This is a genomic window from Microbulbifer magnicolonia (assembly GCF_035117725.1).
Lineage (GTDB): Bacteria > Pseudomonadota > Gammaproteobacteria > Pseudomonadales > Cellvibrionaceae > Microbulbifer > Microbulbifer magnicolonia.
In genome coordinates, this window is record NZ_JAYEFD010000003.1 from 193372 (window position 1) to 216616 (window position 23245).

Genomic DNA, 23245 nt, shown 5'->3' on the forward strand with positions numbered 1-23245 from the left:
CAAGTATAGACACGCAGTCCAGCGGAAAATCCCCGCGCGGAATTGCGGGTCACCTCAGACTGGCGAACACCTCAATCGCGTGCTTGCGGCTCTGCCCCACGTCGCAGATGGGCGGCGGATAGTCCGCCGAGGGCGGCGGGCAGTGGATTTCGTCGTCGCTCAATTCGCGCAGCTCCGGTACAAACTCGCGAATGAATTCCCCGCGCCGATCGAATTTTTTCGACTGGCTGTAGGGGTTGAATACGCGGAAATAGGGCACCGCATCGGTGCCGGTGGAGGCAGCCCACTGCCAGCCGCCATTGTTGGCCGCGAAATCCGCGTCGATCAGCTTCTGCATGAAGTAGCGTTCACCCCAGCGCCAGTCGATCAGCAGGTTTTTGCTCAGGAAGGAGGCGACCACCATGCGCAGGCGGTTGTGCATCCAGCCTGTCTGGTTCAGCTGGCGCATGGCCGCGTCCACGATCGGCACGCCGGTTTTGCCCCGGCACCAACGCTTGAAATCCGCTTCGCTGTAGGACCAGGGCACCTTGTCCGTCTCCGGCTTGAACGGCCTGTGCATGCACAGCCGCGGGAAAGCGGCGATCAGGTGCGTGTAGAACTCGCGCCAGATCAGCTCGCCCAGCCAGCAGCTGACACCGTCGCTGCCGCCGGTCCACTGGCCAGCATTTAATTGCAGCGCCATATGCACGCACTGGCGGATCGAGATAGCGCCGCAATTCAGGTAGGGTGACAGGCGCGAAGTGGCGTCGATTGCGGGAAAGTCGCGCTCGTCCGCGTAGCCGTCGATGTCCTCACGGAATTGCCGCAGGCGTTTCGCCGCCGCCTTCTCGCCCGGCTTCCAGCCCAGCAGTTGGCCATTTTTCGCCGGCACTGCGCCGTACCCGCGCAGTTGGTCCGGAATCGTCTGCACCAGGTTGTGCGCAGCCTCCACTGCAATCCAGCTGGGCCAAACTTTATCTTCGTCCATCACGCGCGGCTGCGGCAGTGGCGCAAATTCGCTGCCGCCGCACCGCTCGATAAAAGCGCGCTTGAACGGCGTGAAAACCTTGTAGGCGTCGCCGCTGCCGGTTTTCACTGCGCCCGGCGGCAACAGGGTGCGGTCGGTGCTGTACTCCACCGGCACATCGATCTTTTTCAACGCCTCGCGCACCGCAGTGTCGCGGCGCCATTCGTTGAGCGGGTATTCCGCGTTGGCGAAGAGCGCGTCTATTTCGAGCCTGCGGGCAATTTGCGTAAGTGCTTTCGGCACCTGCTCGAACTTTGGCAGTTCGAGAAAATAGAGCGGGATATTGCGTTCGGCGAGGCCCTGCTGCAGTTCCCGCAGGCAGGCGAGGCGAAATGCCACCACCGGATCGCCTTCGTCGTGGCTGCGCCAGGTTTGCGGACAGGCGATGAAAAGTGCGGCTATATGGCGACAGCTTTTGGCGGCGCGGTAAAGGGCGGTGTTGTCCTGGCGGCGCAGATCGTTGCGCAGCCACACCAGCCCGCGCTGAAAGGCGAATTCAGCACTCATTGCAGCTGCTCCCTCAGCGCCCGCACTGCCTCAACGGCGTCCGTCGGCAGCAGTCTGCAGTGCTGTCGGTGGGCCAGATTCTGCAGGTCGCGCCGCTGCAGCTCTACGAATCCGCCCGCGAGCCACAGCGGGGACTCAAGACCGCGCAGCGCGCGCTCAAGGCCGTTGCCGAGCACCGCCATTGGCAGGGCATTGTGGCTGTAACAGATAACGCCATGTGTCGAGAGCTTTTCCTCGGCGAAGGCGAGTTCACCCAGCTCCGTCTCAGGCCCCAGGTGCGTTACATCAAAACCAGCTGCGATCAGTGCGGCACGGAACAACTGCGCAAACGCCTGCTGGTCACCGCCGGGGAAGCTGACGAGCAGCAGCCTGCGCGGCGCGCCGCCGCGCAGCAGGTTCTTGCGGCTGGCGTTCACGGTAAGCGCCAGCTGTTCGGCCAGCAGCTGCCAGAAAAAGGCCCGGGTTGTGCCGCTGCCGAAACGCCCGCGGCGGCTGAGTTTTTTGTGCAGCGGGGTCAGCCAGCGATCGAGGAGCAGCGGCAGCGGATAACTCGCCAGCAGCTGTTCCAGTTGGCGCTGGAGTTTGGGGGCAGAGAACTCATCGATCGCGGCAACCGTTTCCTGCTCCAACCGGCTCCACGCGTCTGTGGCATTGCCTGCCCCGCGATCGGCGCCGGCCCGGGCCGGCTTGGCGCCGCCCTCCTCCAGCAGCGGCCGCACCTGGCCGATGGCGACGCCGCGCGCGAGCCAGGCGAGGATTTCCTCGATGCGTCGCACGTCGAGTTCGCTGTACAGGCGGTGTCCCTTGCCGGTGCGCGCCGGCACCAGCAGGCCGTAGCGGCGTTCCCAGGCGCGCAGGGTCACCGGGTTCACGCCGGTGCGCTGGGCCACCTCGCGAATCGGAATCAGCGCTTCCTGTTGCAGTTCACTTTTGCCCATGGATCTGCCTCAGCGGAAGTCACACAGCCCCAGTTCTGCCGGCTCGGCGGCGAGCAGTACCTGGCTGTGAATAAACTGGTGTGGGCTGCGGGGCAGATAGTGCCGCAGCATGGTCAGCACGGCGGAGAGGGGTTTCAGGCCCTGGCGGTAGTCTTCGATCAGCTGCGCCAGTTCGGCCCTTTCCTCCCTGCTGAGAAATTCGTTCAGATGCCCCTGGCTGTGCATCAGGGCATTGGTCCTGTCCTTGCGGTTCGCCAGGTGGGCCAGAATTTCCATGATCCGGCCGCGCACCTCGAAGGCGAACTGCGCCGGTGTCAGTGCGCGGACATCGGACACGAACTGTCCCAGCTCGCGGGTCAGCTTCTGGTGATGTGCCAGCAGCAGATACTTGTAGGCGGCATAGAAGTCGATGACGCGCCCCGGCCGCGGGTCCGGTTCCACGTAGCGGTGCCAGGCGTCGTAGGCGAAGACGCGGGTGAGGAAGTTCTCGCGTATGTCGCTGGCATTCAGCCGCCCGACTTCCTCCAGCGGCAGGTGGGGGAAATGCTCGCGCAGGCGCGCGGCGAAGAGCCCGGCGCCGTGCGCCAGTGTGTCCGGCCCGTCCGCCTTGAAGTGCGGCGTGGTGCGCAGGCCGCAGCTGGGCGACTTTTGCATCAGGATAAAGCCGCGCAGCTGGGCTACCTGCGGCGCTATCCGGTCCGCATAGTCCTCGAGCGCGTCGGTCACATCCATGCCCGGGTCGTCGCGGCCCACCGCGCGCAGGCGGTCGCTGACAATCAGATGTATCGGCGGTCGCGGCACGCCGAGGCCGATGGCGACTTCCGGGCAGTAGGGGTGAAGTTCGAAGCAGCGGCTCAGCAATTGGGTGCACACCTTGCTGTGCTTGTGGCCGCCATTAAAGCGCACCGGGTCGCCGACGGCGCACTGGCTGATACCCACGGGTATCCTCTGTGTCAGCAGCTGAATATCCATCGCACTTGTACACACCAACTAACATGTACAACTTTTATAGCGTGGCGCCAATTCTTGTACAAGATTTTTTTCTGTACAAGTTTGCCAGATTGGAAACCTGACTGCGCCGCCGGCTTGCGCAAACAGGTGCCGCAGCTAAAATGCCAGACCCTCCCGAGAGCTATGGATTTAGCCCCATGATTCCAGCACTGCGCGAAGTCGACGAGGTACAGGCGCTCTATCTGCAGTATCTGCAGGCGCTGGCGGACGCCGGTTTCCGCGGCGACACCAGCCCCAGCTACGCCAGCCGCACGGTGCTGGCCACGGACAACTCCATCTACCAGGTGCTGCCGCAGGCCGTGGTCTATCCCCGCGACCTGCGCGACCTGCAACTGCTGGCGGAACTGGCGGACCGCGAGGAGTTCCACCAGGTGGTGCTGTCCCCCCGCGGCGGTGGCACCGGCACCAACGGCCAGTCGCTGACCGACGGACTGGTGGTGGACATCTCCCGCCATATGAACCGCATTCTCGAGATCAATACCGAAGAGCGCTGGGTGCGCGTCCAGGCGGGCGTGGTCAAGGACCAGCTGAACGCGGCGCTGAAACCCCACGGCCTCTTCTTCGCGCCGGAACTCTCCACCAGCAATCGCGCCACCATCGGCGGCATGATCAATACCGACGCCTCCGGCCAGGGCTCCTGCGTCTACGGCAAGACCCGCGATCACGTGCTGGAGCTGTCCACTGTGCTGATGGGCGGCGAACTCTGGCACTCGGCGCCAATTCACGACGAACGGCTGCGGGAAATCACCGACAAGGAGCGCCGCGCCGGCAAGGTGCACCGGGTCTGCGACGAAATTGCCCGCGACAAGGCCGAGCTGATCGCACAGAAGTTTCCAAAACTGAACCGCTGCCTGACCGGCTACGACCTGGCCCATATCAGAGATGAAGGCCACTTCAACCTTAATAACGTGCTGTGCGGCTCCGAGGGCACGCTCGGTTTTATCGCCGAAGCCAGGCTCAACCTGCTGCCGATCCCGCGCTGTGCGGCACTGGTCAACCTGAAATACGACCAGTTCCAGGACGCGCTGCGCGACGCCAAGGACCTGATGCGCGCAGGACCCACGTCCATCGAGACGGTGGACAGCAAGGTGCTGCAGCTGGCGATGGAGGACATCGTCTGGCACAGCGTCAGCGAGTTCTTCCCCTCTGACGATCGCCCCGTGAACGGCATCAACCTGGTCGAGTACACCGCTGACTCGGAAGCGGAGCTGGACAGGGCGCTGCAGAAATTTACCGCGCGCATAGACGAAATGATCGGCCAGCCGGGCAAGAGCTTCGGCTACACCATCGCCCGCGGCCACGCCGAGGTGAATCGCATCTGGGGCATGCGCAAGCGCGCCGTGGGCCTGCTCGGCAATGTGCAGGGAGAGAAGCGCCCGATTCCGTTCGTCGAGGACACGGCCGTGCCGCCGGAAAACCTCGCGGACTTTATCGCCGAATTCCGCGCGGTGCTGGATGAAGCCGGCCTCAGTTACGGCATGTTCGGCCATGTAGATGCCGGCGTGCTGCACGTGCGCCCGGCCATCGACATGAAGGACCCGGAACAGGCGGCGCAGATTCGCCCGATTACCGACAAGGTCGTCGCGCTGACACAGAAATACAAGGGCCTGCTGTGGGGCGAGCACGGCAAGGGCGTGCGCTCGGAGTACGCGCCGGAATTCTTCGGCGAACTCTACCCGGAGTTGCAGAAGATCAAGGCCGCCTTCGACCCGCGCAACCAGCTCAACCCGGGCAAGATCGCCACGCCGAGCCGCGCCTCGGCGCTGTGGAAGATCGATGGGGTCACCACCCGCGGCGAGCTGGACCGGCAGATTCCGGTACAGGTGTGGGACGGTTACAGCGAGGGGGTGCATTGCAATGGCAATGGCGCCTGTTTCAACTGGAACCCGGACGACGCCATGTGCCCGTCCTACAAGGCCACCCGCGAGCGCATCCACTCGCCCAAGGGCCGCGCGACACTGATGAAGGAGTGGCTGCGGCTGCTCAGCGCGCGCGATGTCGACGCCGTCGAGACGGCGCGCCGGGTGCGCGAGCAGTCCTTCTTCGTCGGCCTGCCCGGGCGCATTGTGAACTCGCTGGCCAAGATGCGCGGCGAGTACGACTTCAACCACGAGGTGAACGACGCCATGCAGGGCTGCCTCGGCTGCAAGTCCTGCGTCGGCCAGTGCCCGGTCAAGGTGGATGTGCCGGAATTCCGCAGCAAGTTCCTCGAGCTCTACTACAGCCGCTACCTGCGCCCGCTGAAGGACTATTTCGTCGGCGGTCTGGAATTCCTGGTGCCCCACCTGTCGCGGGTGCCGCAGCTGTACAATTTACCCTTGGGCCTGAAGCCGGTACGCCGGCTGCTGGAACGCGGCCTGGGACTCGCTGACAGCCCGCTGCTGACGCAGAAAACCCTGCGGAAGACCATGGGCGAACTGGGCGTGCCCTTCGCCACGCCCGCCTGCCTCGCCGCGCTGGGCCCCGCGCAGCGCAGCCGCGCGGTGATCATCGTGCAGGACGCATTCACCAGTTATTTCGACGCCGAGGTGGTCGGCGATGTGCTGCGGCTGCTGAAACAGCTCGACTTCGTGCCGCTGGTGGCGCCCTACCGCGCCAACGGCAAGCCCCTGCATGTACACGGCTTCCTGCGCCAGTTCCAGCGGGTGGCGCAGGGCAACAGCGCCATGCTGAACGAGCTGGCCGCCAGCGGCGTGCCGTTGATTGGCGTGGACCCGTCCATGACCCTGACCTACCGCGCCGAATACCGGAAGCTGCTCGGCGACCAGGCGCCGCCGGTACAACTGCTGCAGGAGTGGCTGGCCGGACAACTGCCACACCTGGAGCAGCAGCGCCCGCGGGTGCGGCCCGCCAGTTTCCGCCTGCTGCCCCACTGCAGCGAGCAAACCAATGCCACCGCGTCCCTGCGCGACTGGCACAACATCTTTGCCGCCCTGGGGCTGGAGCTGCAGACGGAGAGCCTCGGCTGCTGCGGCATGGCCGGCACCTACGGCCATGAGACGACTCACAGAGAAACCTCGCGGGTGATCTTCCAGCAGTCCTGGGCGCCGCGGCTCTCGCAGAACAACGCTCTGAACAACGATGGCGGCGCCGGTCTGCTCGCCAGCGGCTACTCCTGTCGTTGCCAGGCGAAGCGCTTTGCGGGTGTAACCCTGCGCCATCCATTGCAGGGAATGCTGGCGCAACTGGAAAAATAAGCGTTAACTGACAGGGAGAACCCCAATAAAGCGGAGCCCGAGCTCCGCCTCGCGGGCCCCCCGCAGGAAAGGCCGATGTACAGAACCCTGACCAAACTGCTGCTCTGCGCGGCGCTCTTCACCCCGGGCGCCACGCTGGCAGCGCCCGCGGCGCAAGAAAAGCCCGCAGCGCAGCAGCTGGTCGCCGAGGCGGAAGAGCGCGCCCTCGACGGCGATTTCGACGCCGCCCTGCCCCTGTACGAAAAAGCCATCGCCGCCCTGGCCCCCCACCCCAGACAGCAGCAGGCGCTGCGCTACCGCTACGGCATAGTGCTGAACGCCCTCGGCGCACGGGAGCGCCCGGAGCTCTACCCGCTGGCGCGCGCCCAGTTCGAGGCAGTGCTGCACTACCTGGACGGTGGCGCCCGCCTGGAGCACTCAGCGGCGCGGGTGCGCTCGGCACTCGCCCACACCTACCACCAGCAGGCCGGCAGCGCGGCGGAGCCGGTCCAGCGAGCGCACCTGCTGCGCACGGCCTACCTTATATACAGTGGCGCGACCCGCGACCTGGCCCTTGAGCGGGAGTGGCACAACCTGGCGATCACCTATTTCAACCTGGGCCAGGTCTGCGAGTGGCAGGGCAACCTGGAAGAGGCCGTCGAGTGGCTGGAAAAGGCGGTGGAACTGGACCGGAGGCACGGCTTTCCCGACCTGCAGGAAGATCGCGAATACCTGCTGGCGCTGCGCCAGCAGATCAATCCCGCCGCCCGAGCCAGTACCACTGCGCTGTAAATCAGGGTATTTGCCCGGATAGCCATCCTATTTCCGCTTGAAATCCACCCTTCCGAGCGGCGATTGTTCCTCACATCTCGCCATTTCCCCGCGCAACAGTCCTTTTCGAACCATCGGTCACAAATAATTCAGAAGGAATTTTTTACTTTTCGGCTCTGGGATAGGAAGCCCATCCTGCACAATTTTTCACCACCCGCTAGAATGACATCGCTGTCACCGGACTTTCAGACAGCGGAACCAATTACTCATTCAGGACAGCGCTGTCCGGTCATCCGCTCGCCAAGATTTCATTTGTAAGAATTATTTTTTATAAAAGACGAGGATATAGGGTCTTTTTACTAGCCTGACGAAATAACCCGCCAATCCATACGGCTTTTTGTCGCATCGCCAGAAAAATTTGATAAGGGGCCAGCAGCCGGTAATATAGCGCTCACTGATTAAACATTGATCAGTTATTTCCAAAGACTCTTGGAAATTTCACAAGCGCCATTTTGGCTTGTGACCATCAGACACCTGGAGGTATCGGGACATGATGAAACAGACTCTGCGCAATTCAGTACTTTTTGTGATCGCTGTCCTCGCAGCGGCCTTGAGCCTGAATGCATCTGCCGCCATACAGAAAACGATGACCGTTGACGCCACTGCCTACAACTCAGTAGAGGGTCAGACCGACGACGATCCCTGGGTAGCAGCCTGGAACAACCGCCTGCGCCCGGGCGACAAAATTATCGCCGTGTCCCGCGACCTGGAAAAGCACGGCCTGACCAACGGCGCCAAGGTGAAGATCGAGGGCCTGCCCGGTACTTACACTGTGCGCGACCGTATGAACAAGCGCTTCAAGAATCGCATTGACGTGTGGATGGAAAAAGACATCAAGAAAGCCCGCAAGTGGGGCAAGAAAGAACTGAAAATTGTCTTCAAGCCGGTGAAGTAACCGCGACCCGGCCCCAGACAACAGCATCAGTCCGGAGATCAATCCGGGCCCTTGAAGCCCCGCCCTCCAGCGGGGCTTTTTTGTGTCCGCGCGATCAGGGTTCGGTTTCCGCGGTGATTCCCGGCAGTTCCACGCAGCCGGCGTTTTCGGTATAGAAGATGCTCGGCTGGCGGTTCTCGTTATAGTGGTGCTCGAGCCCGTCCTCGCCGAACAGAATCAGGTACTCCGACCTGATCCAGCCGTCGCCGTCCTTGTATTCACTCAGCCACAGCAGTGAGGGCTCACCCTCGTAGCAGCGCCCGTAAAACATGCGGGTTTTCTCCACCAGCTCCTTGCTCTCGTAATCCAGATACTGACCGGGATAGGTGTAGCGGTCGGCACTGGCCGGGTCTCCCCGCTCGCCGTTGACGCCATTGCCGGGCCGGGCAATCTTGTGGATGTAAATAGAGGTATTCTCATCGCAATCCACGCAGCTGCGTCCGGCGACTACCGCATAGCCGCACAGCTCAGAAATCAGTTTGGCTTCTTTCAGCTCGGTTTTGAGAACCCGCTGGTCAGAGAGCAGGATAGTTTCGGCGAGGATCAGCGGACTAAACAGTAGCGGAGCGAAACAACAGAGCGCTTTCATGGAGAAGGTAACCGCCGGCCAGGTCGCGCCGCCGGAGACAATCAGTCCGTGGTTGTCTCGCGACGGTGCTGTGATTGGGTAGTGCTGTCACACTGTCGCGATTCCCTTCTATCAATAACCATAGCAGCTAACCGGGCCGCCGGTGATCATCGCCAGATGTCTGAAAGGAAAATAGAAAGACGGCACCGGTCACTGAGCCGGGGCCGCAAGCGGTGGGAGGGAGATGGGCGGACAGACCGCCCGCTTACCAGCTTTCGTCCGTTTCCTGAACCGGGCCGACAAAAGTGCCTATGCCCTCTGCGCGCAGCGCGTCCAGGGCCTCATTCAGGGCTTCCTTCTCAGTGTCGAACGAATCTTCCCATACCGTCGTATTGTTGTTCTCGTCGACGATCTCCAGGAGCCAGCCGCCCTCGCCGTCTTCATAGATGTCGATCTGGACGGACACCTCGCCCTCGCGATAGGTCTGGCTCAACTCCGATTCTCTCGGTGCAAAATCTTCGTCCATGGAATTCGCCTCACTTTGGCCCTGTCTTTTGGTTGCCAGACTGTGACAACTTGCGGCCCTCCGGTCAACTACCGACTGATCGGCCGGTTGACTCGCCGGGTCTGCGTCACTGTCTGGCAAAACCGCTTGGTAAATGTACGACATTCGCCGCCGTCTGCGATAAAATGCGCGGCGATTTTTGACCTGTGTCCCGGCTTCGGCACGGATGCAGGTCCCACTGCCCCGGATTTACGCTCCGGCCTGCAATGAGGAACCTTCGTGAAACAACCCGTGAACCAACACCTGAACCAGACCGTCGTCTGCGCGCTCTACAAGTTCGTCACCCTGGACGATTTCGAATCTCTGCGCGAGCCCCTGCTCAATGTCATGCTGAAAAGCCGTGTGCGCGGCACCCTGCTGCTGGCCCGGGAGGGCATCAACGGCACTGTGGCCGGCAGCCGCGAGGGCATAGACACCCTGCTCGCATTCCTGAAGGCGGACCCGCGCCTGGCAGAGCTGGACCACAAGGAATCCCACACCGACCAGCCACCGTTTCTGCGCAGCAAAGTGAAACTGAAGCGCGAGATAGTCACCATGGGCGTCGAGGGTATCGACCCCCGCCGCACCGTCGGCACCTATGTAAAGCCGGCGGACTGGAACGCGCTGATCAGCGACCCAGAAGTGCTGTTGATCGACACCCGCAACGATTACGAATATCAGGTGGGCAGCTTCAGGAACGCAGTGAACCCGCGCACCGACAGCTTCCGCGAGTTCCCGCAGTATGTGCGCGACAACCTGGATCCGGCCAAGCACAAAAAGGTGGCGATGTTCTGCACCGGCGGTATCCGCTGCGAGAAATCCACTGCCTACCTGAAGGAACAGGGGTTCGATGAGGTCTACCACCTGCACGGCGGTATCCTCAAGTATCTGGAGGAAGTGCCGCAGCAAGAATCCCTGTGGGAGGGTGAATGCTTCGTGTTTGACGATCGCGTGACCGTGAATCACGACCTGGAGCGCGGCAATTACGCTCAGTGCAATGCCTGTCGCATGCCGGTCACCCAGGAGGAACAACTTTCGCCCCAGTTTGAGCAGGGGGTCAGCTGTCCGCACTGTTTCGACAAAGTCTCTGCCGCGGACCGCGCGCGCTTTCGCGAGCGGGAGAAACAGATACAGCTGGCCAGGGCGCGGGGCGAGGAGCATATCGGCCAGGACGCCCGGGAGGTGACCGCCACGCGGCGCCGCCAGAAGCAGGAAGAGCGCCGGCGCCAGGCGGAAGCCCAGAGCGCTTAAGACTTCATCGATATTTGCGATGCCAGGGACGGCAAATCATCTTTTACCTGTAACAGCCAGGCTTCCGCTTCGGCCTCGACGAAAAACTCCCGCGAGCTGTGTCCACGCGATTTGGCCTCACTGGAAATTATCAGTGACGTATACCGTTGGCGGCAGTGCAGAACCGCGATATGGGCCCGCCCGAGAACCGGGTGCTCGGCGAGGAAGCGACCGAACTGGCGCTGCTCGTCCAGCGTGATCTCCGAACGCGCATAGCGCAGGTCCACCAGCACCCGCAGCGGCCTCCGATGCCCGAACTTCTCCACCAGCATTGCGGCCGCCTCCATGCGCTCCTCCAACCCCACGGAGCCATAGAACAAAACCTGCGCTATGCCGGCGACGGGCCTGTATGTGATGTGAAAATTCATCGACGCGAAGCACCTGTGCGCTTGCTCTTATTATTTTTTGTATCAATTCACATCTTCAATGCGAAATGCATCGCCAGTATAAATAGCTCCCGGCCGGATTACATCGCAAATCGAATAAATTTGACCAAATAGCAGCAGATTGACGCCTGAAGCCAATATCAGCGAGCGCGCACAGGTATTGCCGGGGTGGCAAGTCGCCCGGCGGCACCATAGAAAGCCTGGAAATTTTTGCGCGCACAGGCACCTGCGCACACTGCAGTTGCGCGTCTTCGGAAAAGCAGGCAATGCACAACGATTGCGGCGCGACCTATTTGGAACTTTTTCCTGCAGAGCAGAAAAGAAAAATTAATTAATCCGCAATCTTTTCGTAGCTATCAATCCGGCAATTTGTATTGCCGGACTAATAAGCGGCACATGCCTGCGCCGGTCCGCGGCCAGCGCGAACCCGCCTAGCGGATTTCGATTTCCGGCAACCCCTCTTCACCCGCATTGAGCCAGATCTGCGCTGCGGCGCGCCGGGCTATCTCGCGGTAGCAGCCGGCAATCTCCCCGTCCGGCTCCGCCGCCACGCTGGGCAGGCCGCGGTCGGTCCCCTCGCGGATCGCCATCGCCAGCGGCAACTGGCCCAGCAGGCGGGTGTCGTAGTCCGCGGCTATGCGCTCGCCGCCGCCGCTGCCGAAGATGGGTTCGCTGTGGCCGCAGTTGGAACAGGTGTGCAGGGCCATGTTCTCGACGATGCCCAGCACCGGCACCGACACCTTGCGAAACATCTCCACGCCCTTGATCGCATCCTTGAGTGCCAGATCCTGGGGTGTGGTGACGATCACCGCACCGGCCAGCGTGGCTTTCTGCGCCAGCGTCAGCTGGATATCGCCGGTGCCCGGCGGCATGTCGACGATCAGGTAGTCCAGTTCGCCCCACAGCGTCTGCGTCAGTATCTGGTTCAGCGCGCCGCTGGCCATGGGGCCGCGCCACACCGCCGGGGTGTCCTCGGTCATCAGGTAGCCGAGCGACATGGTCTCCAGCCCCTGCGCCGCCACTGGCACGAAAAACTTCTGTTCCCGCACCTGCGGGCGCGCGCCCTCGGTGCCGAGCATGGTGGGGAGGCTGGGGCCGTAGATATCTGCATCCAGCAGACCGACGCTGGCGCCTTCGGCGGCCAGCGCCAGGGCCAGGTTCACCGCCGTAGTGGACTTGCCCACCCCGCCCTTGCCGGAGGCGACAGCGACGATGTTCTTCACACCCTGCAAGGGTTCCGGCGCGTCGCCTGCAGGCGTGGCGGGAATCTCGCTGAACAGCTCGAACTGCAGCGCGCTGTCGCCGAGGGCGCCGCCTTTCAGCAGCGGCAGGCAGGCCTGATGCACGCGCTCGCGCCAGTTTTCCTCCAGACTGCCACAGGGATAGCCGAGGGTAATACCCACAAACACGGTGCCGTCGTCGAAGCCGACTTCGATTTCCGCGTCCAGCTCGTCCAGTGCCAGGCCGGTGGCCGGGTCGTGCAGCTGGCCGAGGCATTCGGCCAGGCGCTCCAGTTCCGCCTGTACCTCCTCCGGCAGGTCCGGGTGATCGTGGTCGTGCTGGTGATCGCTCACTGTGTGTCCCTCTCGGTGAATACTCGATGGGCGGCATTGTGGGGGATGAACCCGGCCAAAGCCAGCGGGCCTCCGGCCCGAATCAGGCTGCTGACAAAGTACTGCAGCCTGAATCGAAGGCAGAGTGCTAGGACGGGTATTTCGAACCGTCGGCGACATGGATGTCGCCGCCGGAGCGTACAGGGACGTATTCACAGCGTTTCGAAATACCCGTCCTAGTGCTTTGCCGCCACTGCACTCTATTAGATCGGAATGCGGAATTATTCAACAATCTGAGCGGGCCTCCGGCCCGCGTGCCGAGCTGGGGCTCGGCGCTCCCGGCGCCCTCCCTGCCCTAGCACAAATCTGCTATATTCCGCGGTCTTTTGACGATGTCCGGCCACTCGCTCAGAGATTCTGGCCACAACCCTCAGCCGATGGAAGAACCGATGTCCGACACGCGCCCCGCCCCGAGAAAAATCCTCGTTACCAGCGCACTCCCCTACGCCAATGGCTCGCTGCACCTGGGCCATGTGCTCGAATATATCCAGACCGACATCTGGGCGCGTTTCCAGCGCGCGCGCGGCCACGACTGCCTGTACATGTGCGCCGACGACGCCCACGGCACCGCCATCATGCTGAAGGCCGAGCAGCTCGGCCTGACCGCTGAACAGCACATCGCCAACATGCAGGCGGAACACGAGCGCGACTTCGCCGACTTCCTGATCGGAGTGGACAACTACCACTCGACCCACTCGGAGGAAAACCGCGAACTGTCGGCGATGATCTACCAGCGCCTGCGCGATAACGGCCATATCGCCTCGCGCACCATCACCCAGGCGTTTGATCCGGAGAAGCAGCTGTTCCTCGCCGACCGCTATATCAAGGGCACCTGCCCGCGCTGCAGCACCCCGGACCAGTACGGCGACAACTGCGAGGCCTGCGGCGCCACCTACAGTCCCACCGAGCTGATCGACCCGGTGTCCGCCATCTCCGGCGCCACCCCGGTCGAGAAGGAGTCCGAGCACTTCTTCTTTACCCTGCCCGCCTTCACCGAGTTCCTGCGCGACTGGACCCGTTCCGGCACCCTGCAGGACGAAGTGGCGAACAAACTGGCGGAGTGGCTGGACGAAGGACTGCAGGAGTGGGACATCTCCCGCGACGCGCCCTACTTCGGCTTCGAGATTCCCGACGCACCGGGCAAATATTTCTATGTCTGGCTGGACGCGCCCATCGGCTATATGGCCAGCCTGAAAAACTACTGCGACCAGAACGGGCGCGACTGGCAGGAGTACTGGAAAAAGGACAGTGACGCCGAGGTGTACCACTTTATCGGCAAGGACATCGTCAACTTCCACGCGCTGTTCTGGCCGGCGATGCTGGACTCCGCGGATTTCCGCACGCCGACCAAGGTGTGCGTACACGGTTTCCTGACCGTGAACGGCAAGAAGATGTCCAAGTCCCGCGGCACCTTTATCAATGCGCGCAACTATCTCGACCACCTGAATCCCGAGTACCTGCGCTACTACTTCGCCGCCAAGCTGACCGGCGGCGTCGACGACCTGGACCTGAACCTGGACGACTTTATCGCCAAGGTGAACTCGGACCTGGTCGGCAAGGTGGTCAACATCGCCTCGCGCACCGCCAAGTTCGTCGGCAAGTCCGGCGGCGTACTGGCCGCGGCGATGGCGGATGACAAACTCTGGCAGCAGTTTGTCGAGGCGGCGCCGCGCATTGCCGAATACTACGAGAGCCGCGAATACGCCCGCGCCATGCGCGACATCATGGGCCTGGCTGACGCCGCCAACGCCTGGATCGCCGAACAGGCGCCCTGGTCGCTGGCCAAGGAGGAAGGCAAAGAGGCGGAAGTGCTGGCCATCTGCTCCCAGGGCGTGAACATGTTCCGCGCGCTGATCACCTGGCTGGCACCGGTGCTGCCCAACACCGCGGCAAAGGCCGCAGAGTTCCTCAACTGCGAACTGGACTGGGCCTCCGCCACCACGCCGCTGGCCGGCCACCGGATCAGCAAGTTCGACCCGCTGCTGCAGCGCGTCGACAAGACCCAGGTGGATGCGGTGATGGAAGCCGCCAGGGAATCCCTGGCGCAACTGCAGGCGGAGGCCAGGCCGGCCGGCGCCGGCGTGGACAGCGGTCCGCTGATGGACGACCCGATCGCCGCGCAGATCGAGTTCGACGACTTCACCAAGGTGGACCTGCGCATCGCCCTGATCGCCAAGGCGGAACACGTCGAGGGCGCCGGCAAACTGCTGAAACTGACCCTGGACCTCGGCGGCGTGACCCGCCAGGTGTTCGCCGGCATCAAGAGCGCCTACCGGCCGGAAGACCTGGTCGGCAAACACACGGTCATGGTCGCCAACCTGGCGCCGCGCAAGATGCGCTTTGGCATCAGCGAGGGCATGGTGCTCGCCGCCGGCCCCGGCGGCAAAGACCTGTGGATACTCGAACCCCACGCCGGCGCCAAGCCGGGCATGCGGGTGATGTAAGTTTTCCTGCCGGCATCCAGGCACCACTGGACCCCGGCCCGCGCCGGGGTGACGAAAACTCTCCTGTAGGAGCGGCCCATGGCCGCGATCGGACCGGGGGCTGCAACAGAAATCGATCGCGGCCATGGGCCGCTCCTACCGAGTCAGAATCAAATCTCGCAGTAAAGGGAATGCAAAATGCGCGGCGTCTTCCTCGACACCCTGACGATGAAGCTGGAGGAACTGGACACCTCCGCCTTGGAAAAGTCCCTGGACCGCTGGGACTTTTACGAGACTACCGCACCGGAAGAAATCGCGGCACGCATAAATGAAGCGGATGTGGTGATCAGCAACAAGGTAGTGCTCGACCGCGCCGCCATCGACGGCGCCCCGCAGCTGAAACTCATCTGCGTCTGCGCCACCGGCACCAACAATGTCGACCTGGACGCGGCCAAGGCGCGCAACATTGCGGTGCGCAATGTGCAGGGCTACGCCGGCGCCTCGGTGCCGCAGCACACGCTGGCACTGATCCTCGCACTCGCCACCCGCTGGCATGACTACCACCGGGACGTCACCGCGGGCCGCTGGACCCGCTCGCCGATTTTCTGTCTGCTGGACCACCCGGTGATGGAACTGGCCGGCAAGAATCTCGGCATCATCGGCTACGGCGACCTGGGGCAAAAGGTCGCGCAGCTGGGCCGCGCGCTGGATATGAACGTGCTGGTGGCGGAATCTTTTGTCGGCCACCGGCAGGCTGACCGAATTCCGTTGCAACAGCTACTGGCGGAGTCCGATGTGATCAGTCTGCACTGTCCGCTCAGCGAGCAGACGGAGAACCTGGTCGACAAGGATTTTCTGGCGGCGATGAAGCCCGGCGCCCTGCTGATCAACACCGCCCGCGGCGGCCTCGTCGACGAACCGGCGCTCGCCGACGCGCTGCGCAGCGGTCACCTCGGCGGCGCGGCGCTGGACGTGCTGAGCGCGGAGCCTCCACCCGTGGACCACCCGTTGCTGGCGAAAGACATCCCCAACCTGATCATCACGCCGCACAACGCCTGGATCAGCCGCGAGAGCCGGCAGCGCTTGCTGGATGGTGTGGTGAAAAATATAGAGGAATGGAAGAAAGGGGAAATGGGTTGACCCTATCGGCGTCAACCCGCAGGCAATTTACTATTTGCTGGCCATTATGGCGCTTTCCACTTTTTTCAACTGGCGATCCGCAATGGTGTAATCCACCTTATCGCCCCACTCGCGTGAAGCAGCCTTCTGGTAGGCAGCCTTGGCGGCGACCAGGTTGCCATCCATGCGGTGCTTGAAGCCTATGAGCTCGTAGTTCCATTTTTTCACACGGAGTTTTCTTTTCTCATCCATGTGAGGTATAGATTCGACAACCTGGAGCAGCTCCTTGTCGGACAGTTCACCGGCAAGGAATCGAACTTCTGCGGCCATACCCTTGCCCCAGTCGGAAAAATTTTTCGCCTGCCATTCCTTGGAAGTCACAAGTCCATGCAGATCGTCCAGAACCTTTTCCGCATTGGTTTTCTGTCCCAGCTCCATCATCGCCATATAGCGTTCCATTTGTAAACTGGCATAGCGGGCAGTCAACTTGTTGCCCGGCGCCCAGTTATCCAGCTCCGTCAGAAACTCGGCGAAACGCTCTTGTTCCCAGAGACGATCAACTATTCCCTTGTCGGTCACTGGTATCGATTTGTCCACGACCGACAGCCGTATATCGCTGATCTCGACACTGCCGCGGCCAACAATGCCTGCGCCAATACTGATAGTGTCGGCTTCTGCGGGGACATCCAGTATCATCGTCTTTTCCGTCCAGTCCAGACTACCGGAAACGGGATCCGTATAGGTGCTGTCCCAGGCGAGATTCTTCTTCTGACTTTCCTGCTGATCGTAGACGCCGAAGTCGAGCATCAGAGACTCTGAAACATCCTTCATCCGCACCTTGAAGGTCGCCTGTACGCGCTGTTTGCGGTAAGGCAACGCATCCACATACTTAAAAATCGATGCGTGGCTGTCGTCCTTGGCAGTATCAGACGAAAAGTGCAGGGATTTTCCTTCGCCAATATTACCCTTGCGCATAAAGGTCTTGGGCGCGTTAGTCCAATAGTGCCACTCCCCCACCACCGGATCACCCTGATAAGCTTCCACATACTGCTTGCCGGACTCCTCACCGGCAATTACCACGGAGCTCGCTAGTACCGCTACAGCCATTCCAAACTGCTTGACGATATTCATAACTTCTCCTTGTTTGAAAACGACCGGCTGAATGCCGCGTCGGGCCGTCGATTAGAGCACAGGCCTACAAGCGAAACCACCGACTGAGATGGATCTGTAACATGCGGTAAAAATTGTCGCCTATCACATTATTTTTACAACACAACAGGCAAACAAATGGCCTGTTTCTAACTTTTGGATATAAAGCACTTGCGTGCGATGACGAACGCGGCACAGATAAAATTCATCAAATGACAAAAATACAAATTATTTTGGTGAGAATATCGCGGCCGCAACAGCGCTGCGACAATGCGGGCGCCCCCGTGAACCGTTAGTCCTTTATATTTTCCATCGCAGGTGGTGTTGGACAGCCGCGACTATACGATATGGGTACGTCCAATCTCTGCTAAGGAGAATTCTATGGCGACTGCAAAAGCACCCACCAATACGGGCAGTCAGGAAAAACTGAGGCAGGCCTACCATTTGGCCGGCGAAGCCGCGCATGACACAGCAGATCACCTGAAGGCGCGCGCTAAGTCTTCCATAGAGTCGAGCAAACAACGCGCCGTGGATGCCGAACACAGAGTCGAATCCTCCATCAAGGCGCACCCGGTTCTCAGCGTCAGCTGTGCCTTCGCCGCCGGCTGGCTGATTGCCAAGCTGTTGAAATAGCGTTATTCGCTCCACTTCCCTCGGGAGCCCGGTGAATGACACGCCCGACCAAGTCCCAACTTTCTGGCGAGACATCGGACCCGGCTGCGGAGAGCCGCAGCCGGGATCCCCTGTCGCCGTCACCGGAAAACGAAGAAGACAGCGAAGAGGCAACCGCACTGGCACGCGCCAATGCCACGCTGACGTTACTGTCGGCTTGGCTTGCAAACTTACAAACCCTGTTCCGGCTGGAGTTCAACCGCACGCTGGAGGCCAGCAAACGCATCGTGGCACTGCAGCTGATGCTGCTGCCACTGGCGATCGCGTTTGTGCTGAGTATCTGCGGGGGTGTCGGCCTCATCGGCTACCACTTTTCCCATTCGCCCTACGTCGGCTTTACCGCCTTCCTGTTGGCGCAGGCTTCCATTCTGGCCGCGATCCTGCTGTATCAGAGGAAGTTGCGCGCCCTGCTCGGCTTCAATCAAACCAAGCGGCAGGCGAAAGAGGCATTAGACCATGTCCATGAGCTCTTTAAATGAGCGCATCCAACGCTGCAGCCAGGACATGGATAAACAGCGCGACTGCGCCCTGGTGTTGCTGAACCGGCAAAAAAGCGACCTCGATCGCCGGATAGAGGGGATACCACTACCGGCTGCCATAGGGCTGGCGCTGGTCGGTGGATTTCTCGCGCAGCGGCTGTTCCGCTCGCCTAATCCCTCTCGCCTGTTCCGCCTGTATCTGGCCTGGCGCGCGCTCTGACCACCGCGGGGAAATTCCGGCCAGTCTCCGTACCACCGATTAGATTCACTTTGACCTTAGCGCGGGCTCATTTAAAGTTAAGGGTGTAAGTACTGATTCCGCCCGCCATGACGTTCAGCCAGCAGACCCCGCCCGCGCCGGTGACATCACCGGTACCGACACAGACCTCCGTCGCCGAAGCGGCCGAAAGACTTGCCGCTTTTATCCGCCGCCATCCGCACCTGATGATCCTCACTGGCGCCGGCGTCAGCACCGACTCCGGCATACCGGATTACCGCGACCAGGACGGCGCCTGGAAACGCAAACAGCCGGTGCAGCACCGGGATTTTATGGGTGATGCCGGCACCCGCCAGCGCTATTGGGGGCGCAGCCTGATCGGCTGGCCGGTGATACGCAATTCCAGACCCAATCCGGCCCACCTGCAACTGGTGGAGCTGGAGCAGCGACAACATACGGAGTTGCTGGTCACACAGAATGTGGACCGGCTGCACCAGCGCGCGGGCAGCGAAAGAGTGCTCGATCTGCACGGCCGGGCCGACCGGGTCATCTGCATGACTTGTGGCTATCGCTGTGATCGCCAGGAGGTGCACGACCGCTGTGACGCGCTCAATCCCGCTTTTCGCCACTATCGGGCCGCGACAGCGCCGGATGGCGACGCCGATCTGGAAGTCGATTTCAGTGATTTTCGCACTGCCGATTGCCCGCACTGCGGCGGCATTTTAAAACCGGATGTGGTTTTCTTTGGCGACAATGTACCGAAAGGCCGTGTCCAGCAATCGCTGGACGCCCTGCATGCCAGCGACGCCCTGCTGGTTATCGGGTCCTCGCTGATGGTGTATTCCGGCTACCGCTTCTGTCGCTATGCGCAGCAGTGGGGCAAGCCTATGGCGGCCCTGAACCTGGGCAGGACGCGGGCGGACGGGATCATCGACCTGAAATTGAACGTGCGCATCGGTGAGACACTGACCGCAACATTAGCGCTCTTGTAGCCTGTTGCCGTGACATTTTTGTGTCCGTTTAAAGTCACCAAGGGCACAAGCGACTCAACGCAATCGATACCGCGCAACAAACTGAAATGTTGGCATAGGTTTTCCCACAAAATCAGTCCCGTTTACTAAAAGTTACTAACCATTTGAATCGCGCATCTACGCTTGGAAAGCCCCCGACAAAGCAAATTAACCTAGTCTCACTGGGATTCGAATTATTTTGCCTTAATCCAGGGCACCACCGCGCCAGATTCCGAAAACTTACATAAAACCTGCATAATCAAGCAACATGAACGTCACAGAAGAGAGCAAAGAATCACACCTAACGAATAAGCTGCCCTCACGCAGCGAACAAAAAACCGAAGCAACGCGCGAGGAAATTGAGCGGGATCCGCGTGTCGAGTGCAAGCCGCATGAAGCGCGGGCCCTGCTCGAGTCATGGGAGCGAGCAGATCACAAAGGTGCACCGCGATCGGAGGAGGCCGCAGCGAACTTCCACCTGCCTTTCCTGGCTGAACTCCCCGGAAACACACCCTATGTCGTGCAATGGCACAGAGGCGGCAGGCCCGACGGGGTTTTAATCGGCCGCAGCAATCTCTGGCAACCCCGGCTATACCTCGCCAACATTCGCATCCCCACACCACGTCTGCGCCGACTGGAAATTGTCCCCGGTGGACTCGAGGCACATTCCAGCGATACCGCCGGCCGGCAAGCTGCATACCTTGAACAGCTACTGAATGCAGGTAAATTCGACTGCATAGCGATTTACAATCTGGCGTTGGACAGCGACATCGGCCGCATCCTGAAACATGGCCTGAGATATCCCGGCGATGGCAAAGCCGAAGTCAACGGGCACTGGTTCACGGAACTGAATGACAAAAACGGACAACCAGTAATCGCCAATTCGGCGAAAACACGCAAAAACTTTCGACGCTCGGACCGCAAGCTATGCGGTTACTTTGACAACAAGGTGGAGGTGCGGGAATACAGCACCCAGGACCAGGTCGCGGAATTTATTACCGCAGCTGCACGAATCGGCGAGCGCACCTACCAGCACGCGCTGGGTGTCGGCTTGAAAGACAATTCTGTGTGGCACAAAAAACTCGGACTCTATGCCGCCAATGGCCAGCTGCGCGCACACCTGTTGATAGCCTGCGGCAAGCCGTTGGCCTACGCCGTAGGTGCCCTGTGGGGTGGCACCTACTCTGGAATTGCAACGGGTTACCTGCCCGAGTATCGCGCCGTAGCACCGGGGAGCTACCTGCTTCGCAGGATGATCGAACAGTTTCAGCAGGAAGGCGTGCGCTGGTTCGACTATGGGATCGAAGACTACGGCGATAAGGAAATTTACGGCACACTGCGGCGCGAAGCGGCCACGCTGCACCATTACGCGGAAACACCTGTCGCAATATCTGCGATCATCCTGGATGCCGCGGTCAAGCGAACCGACCTGGGTATTCGTCGAATTCTGCAGGCCAGCGGGCTGCTGGGTCGCTTGAAACACATGCGCCGGCGCTTCGCCGTTGGTCTGACGCAGTTTCTCGCCGTTCTTCTCGGCCCATCGCATCATTTGTTCGAGGGAGTCAGTGTCTTGATATGACACGCAATTCCAGACCGATTCCGCCCCATCTGCGGTGGCCGCGCGGGAGTGGCGCCAGCCCAGAGCCGCCCCAAAACCTCGGCCGCAGTCGCACGACGACCATCTCGACGTAAAGCGGCGTGCGCTTATCTGTGCGGCGCTAAGCGCATCGGTGGCTCTTAGTGAGTCGTTGTCAGACACAGACATCGCCTCATTCACACCTACCGCACCGTATGGCGGTATATTCCGTCACCGGATCCGGCCCACCCGTTACTAGAAACCGTTCGGCGAAATATTGGCAGATGGTTTTTCACGACTGTGCAACATTTAATCAATATTTGTTGGCGAGTCACATCGCAATTGTGTCTGCCTTCGGCTAGATAGCGAACACACTTACTCGCAACAAGATTCGGATCGCTTTGCTTTGGCCCCGCAACTACTGCCGGCCTGGCCAGATCCGGTTATGCAATCGGCATCACGAAGTAACATGAGCACTACAGAAGAGATCGGTGCAACACCAGCCACCACCGGGCGTGGCTCTGCCGCTGAATACGAATTCGGGAGTACGCGCACGGATGCGGAGCAAGGCCTGCGTGTCGCGCTCAACATGAAGGGTGCGCGCGCCCTGCTCGAATCTTGGGAAAGGGTGGATCACAGAGGCGTCCCGCGATCCGCAGAAGCCTCAGCGAACTTTCATTTAGCCTTTCTCCAAGAGCAACCCGTCGCCAGTAAGCCCCATATCGCATTGTGGGAAAAAGATGGGATACCCGACGGAATCTTGAGCGGGCGCGATACGCTCTGGCGCCCGCCCACTTCGTTCGCCAACATCCCCATCCCCATGCCGCGCCTGCGACTGCTGGAAATCGTCACCGATGGACTCGAAGCAAACTCCAGGGAAACCGCACAGCGACAGGCGTCCTACCTGCGTCTGCTCCTGAATTCACGCAAGTTTGATTGCATCGCAATTCACAACCTGCCGCTGGACGGCGAGATCGGCCGCATTTTGAAACTGGGACTACGTTATCCGGGCGACGGCAGACCCGAAGTTGCCGGGCATTGGTTCACGGAGCTTATCGACGAGAGTGGGCAGCCCATCGTCGCCACGTCTTCGAAAGCACGCCGGAAGTTTCGCTACATGGATCGTAAACTGTGCAATTTTTTTGACAACAAGGTGAAACTGCGAGAATTCCGCACGCCGGCTCAGGTCTCGGAATTCATTCATGCGGCGGCGCGAATCGGCGAAAAGACTTATCAGTATGCGATGGATATTGGCGTCAAGGACACCCCAATCTGGCACAAGAAGCTTGGGCTTCACGCCGCCAATGGTCATCTGCGCGCGTACCTGCTGATCGGTAACGGCATGCCACTGGCTTACGTCGTAGGCACACTGTGGAAAGGTACTTTTGCGGGAATCGCCACCGGCTATCTGCCGAAGTATCGCGCCGTGTCACCCGGAAGCTATTTGCTCCGCAGTGTTATCGAGCGACTGCAACTGGAAGGCGTGCGCTGGCTCGACTATGGCATTGAGGATTACTGGTACAAGGAGAGATACGGAAACGTGCATCGGGAAGGTGCCACCCTGCGCTTTTACGCGACTACGCCCGCCGCAAGAGCAGCGATCATGCTGGATACCACCATAAGGAAAACCGATCACACGTTGCGTCGAATGCTCCAGGCCAGCGGGCTGGCAACACCATTGAAACGCGTGTACGGGCACTTTCGCAGGGCGCCGGCAGCTCGCGGCCGCTAGGGCGGTCGGCAGGCCGTCGGCTCAGCCTCCAGGCACGGCTCGGCGCTCGCCGCAGTTTCGCGCT

General features: G+C 61.1%; 20 protein-coding genes. 12 read left to right on the plus strand and 8 right to left on the minus strand.

Going from position 1 to position 23245, the window contains the following annotated elements; translation table 11 throughout:
* Positions 1 to 49: 49 nt before the first annotated feature.
* From phrB to RRF64_RS15765, 3 genes are read right to left on the minus strand one after another with little or no spacing between them, the layout of a single operon-like run.
* Positions 50 to 1513, minus strand: a complete 1464-nt coding sequence (gene phrB / locus RRF64_RS15755; protein ID WP_323846869.1) for a deoxyribodipyrimidine photo-lyase — start codon at positions 1511 to 1513, stop codon at positions 50 to 52.
* Positions 1510 to 2451, minus strand: coding sequence for a MerR family transcriptional regulator (locus RRF64_RS15760; protein ID WP_323846870.1), 942 nt, complete (start codon positions 2449 to 2451; stop codon positions 1510 to 1512). The genes phrB and RRF64_RS15760 overlap by 4 nt, the downstream gene beginning before the upstream one ends.
* 9 nt (positions 2452 to 2460) lie before the next feature.
* Positions 2461 to 3423 carry a YbgA family protein gene (locus RRF64_RS15765; protein WP_323846871.1) on the minus strand — a complete coding sequence of 321 codons (963 nt, stop codon included), beginning with the start codon at positions 3421 to 3423 and terminating at the stop codon, positions 2461 to 2463.
* A gap of 176 nt (positions 3424 to 3599) precedes the next feature.
* On the opposite strand from RRF64_RS15765, the gene ydiJ reads away from it, so the two are divergent.
* From ydiJ to RRF64_RS15780, 3 genes are all read left to right on the plus strand, one after another.
* Positions 3600 to 6659 carry a D-2-hydroxyglutarate dehydrogenase YdiJ gene (ydiJ, locus tag RRF64_RS15770; RefSeq protein WP_323846872.1) on the plus strand — a complete coding sequence of 1020 codons (3060 nt, stop codon included), beginning with the start codon at positions 3600 to 3602 and terminating at the stop codon, positions 6657 to 6659.
* A 75-nt stretch (positions 6660 to 6734) separates the two neighbouring features.
* Positions 6735 to 7430, plus strand: coding sequence for a tetratricopeptide repeat protein (locus RRF64_RS15775; RefSeq protein WP_323846873.1), 696 nt, complete (start codon positions 6735 to 6737; stop codon positions 7428 to 7430).
* A 529-nt stretch (positions 7431 to 7959) separates the two neighbouring features.
* On the plus strand, positions 7960 to 8364 hold the full coding sequence (locus RRF64_RS15780) for a 3D domain-containing protein (RefSeq protein ID WP_323846874.1): 405 nt from the start codon (positions 7960 to 7962) through the stop codon (positions 8362 to 8364).
* A 94-nt stretch (positions 8365 to 8458) separates the two neighbouring features.
* On the opposite strand, the gene RRF64_RS15785 is transcribed toward RRF64_RS15780, so the two are convergent.
* Both RRF64_RS15785 and RRF64_RS15790 read right to left on the minus strand, forming a co-directional pair.
* Entirely contained in the window at positions 8459 to 8992 is a 534-nt protein-coding gene (locus RRF64_RS15785; protein WP_323846875.1) for a hypothetical protein, read from the minus strand.
* 244 nt (positions 8993 to 9236) lie between these two features.
* The gene (locus tag RRF64_RS15790; RefSeq protein ID WP_323846876.1) at positions 9237 to 9497 is read right to left on the minus strand and encodes a hypothetical protein; all 261 of its coding nucleotides are present in this window, start codon (positions 9495 to 9497) and stop codon (positions 9237 to 9239) included.
* A 282-nt stretch (positions 9498 to 9779) separates the two neighbouring features.
* Here RRF64_RS15790 and trhO point away from each other — a divergent pair, with 282 nt between their 5' ends.
* Positions 9780 to 10766, plus strand: coding sequence for an oxygen-dependent tRNA uridine(34) hydroxylase TrhO (trhO, locus tag RRF64_RS15795; RefSeq protein WP_323846976.1), 987 nt, complete (start codon positions 9780 to 9782; stop codon positions 10764 to 10766).
* Here the strand turns inward: trhO and RRF64_RS15800 are convergent.
* Positions 10763 to 11173, minus strand: coding sequence for a hypothetical protein (locus RRF64_RS15800; protein ID WP_323846877.1), 411 nt, complete (start codon positions 11171 to 11173; stop codon positions 10763 to 10765). The two genes, trhO and RRF64_RS15800, sit on opposite strands and share 4 nt — an antisense overlap.
* A 449-nt stretch (positions 11174 to 11622) precedes the next feature.
* A complete protein-coding gene (gene apbC / locus RRF64_RS15805; protein ID WP_323846878.1) occupies positions 11623 to 12765 on the minus strand; it encodes an iron-sulfur cluster carrier protein ApbC in 1143 nt (380 codons plus the stop codon).
* A gap of 428 nt (positions 12766 to 13193) precedes the next feature.
* On the opposite strand from apbC, the gene metG reads away from it, so the two are divergent.
* Positions 13194 to 15248 carry a methionine--tRNA ligase gene (gene metG / locus RRF64_RS15810; protein ID WP_323846879.1) on the plus strand — a complete coding sequence of 685 codons (2055 nt, stop codon included), beginning with the start codon at positions 13194 to 13196 and terminating at the stop codon, positions 15246 to 15248.
* Positions 15249 to 15425: 177 nt separating this feature from the next.
* A complete protein-coding gene (locus tag RRF64_RS15815) occupies positions 15426 to 16367 on the plus strand; it encodes a 2-hydroxyacid dehydrogenase (protein ID WP_323846880.1) in 942 nt (313 codons plus the stop codon).
* A 30-nt stretch (positions 16368 to 16397) separates the two neighbouring features.
* Here RRF64_RS15815 and RRF64_RS15820 read toward each other — a convergent pair whose 3' ends face one another.
* Positions 16398 to 17477 (minus strand): hypothetical protein, encoded by a 1080-nt coding sequence (locus RRF64_RS15820; protein WP_323846881.1) that lies wholly within the window; start codon positions 17475 to 17477, stop codon positions 16398 to 16400.
* Positions 17478 to 17876: 399 nt separating this feature from the next.
* Here RRF64_RS15820 and RRF64_RS15825 point away from each other — a divergent pair, with 399 nt between their 5' ends.
* From RRF64_RS15825 to RRF64_RS15850, 6 genes are all read left to right on the plus strand, one after another.
* Positions 17877 to 18128 (plus strand): hypothetical protein, encoded by a 252-nt coding sequence (locus RRF64_RS15825; RefSeq protein WP_323846882.1) that lies wholly within the window; start codon positions 17877 to 17879, stop codon positions 18126 to 18128.
* Between the two features lie 35 nt (positions 18129 to 18163).
* Positions 18164 to 18646 carry a hypothetical protein gene (locus tag RRF64_RS15830; RefSeq protein ID WP_323846883.1) on the plus strand — a complete coding sequence of 161 codons (483 nt, stop codon included), beginning with the start codon at positions 18164 to 18166 and terminating at the stop codon, positions 18644 to 18646.
* Positions 18630 to 18866 carry a hypothetical protein gene (locus RRF64_RS15835; protein WP_323846884.1) on the plus strand — a complete coding sequence of 79 codons (237 nt, stop codon included), beginning with the start codon at positions 18630 to 18632 and terminating at the stop codon, positions 18864 to 18866. Before RRF64_RS15830 ends, RRF64_RS15835 begins: the two co-directional genes overlap by 17 nt.
* 107 nt (positions 18867 to 18973) lie before the next feature.
* Complete coding sequence (locus RRF64_RS15840; protein WP_323846885.1) at positions 18974 to 19855, plus strand: NAD-dependent protein deacetylase; 882 nt, start codon at positions 18974 to 18976, stop codon at positions 19853 to 19855.
* Between the two features lie 286 nt (positions 19856 to 20141).
* On the plus strand, positions 20142 to 21452 hold the full coding sequence (locus RRF64_RS15845) for a GNAT family N-acetyltransferase (RefSeq protein ID WP_323846886.1): 1311 nt from the start codon (positions 20142 to 20144) through the stop codon (positions 21450 to 21452).
* 466 nt (positions 21453 to 21918) lie between these two features.
* A complete protein-coding gene (locus tag RRF64_RS15850; RefSeq protein ID WP_323846887.1) occupies positions 21919 to 23181 on the plus strand; it encodes a GNAT family N-acetyltransferase in 1263 nt (420 codons plus the stop codon).
* Positions 23182 to 23245 lie beyond the last annotated feature (64 nt).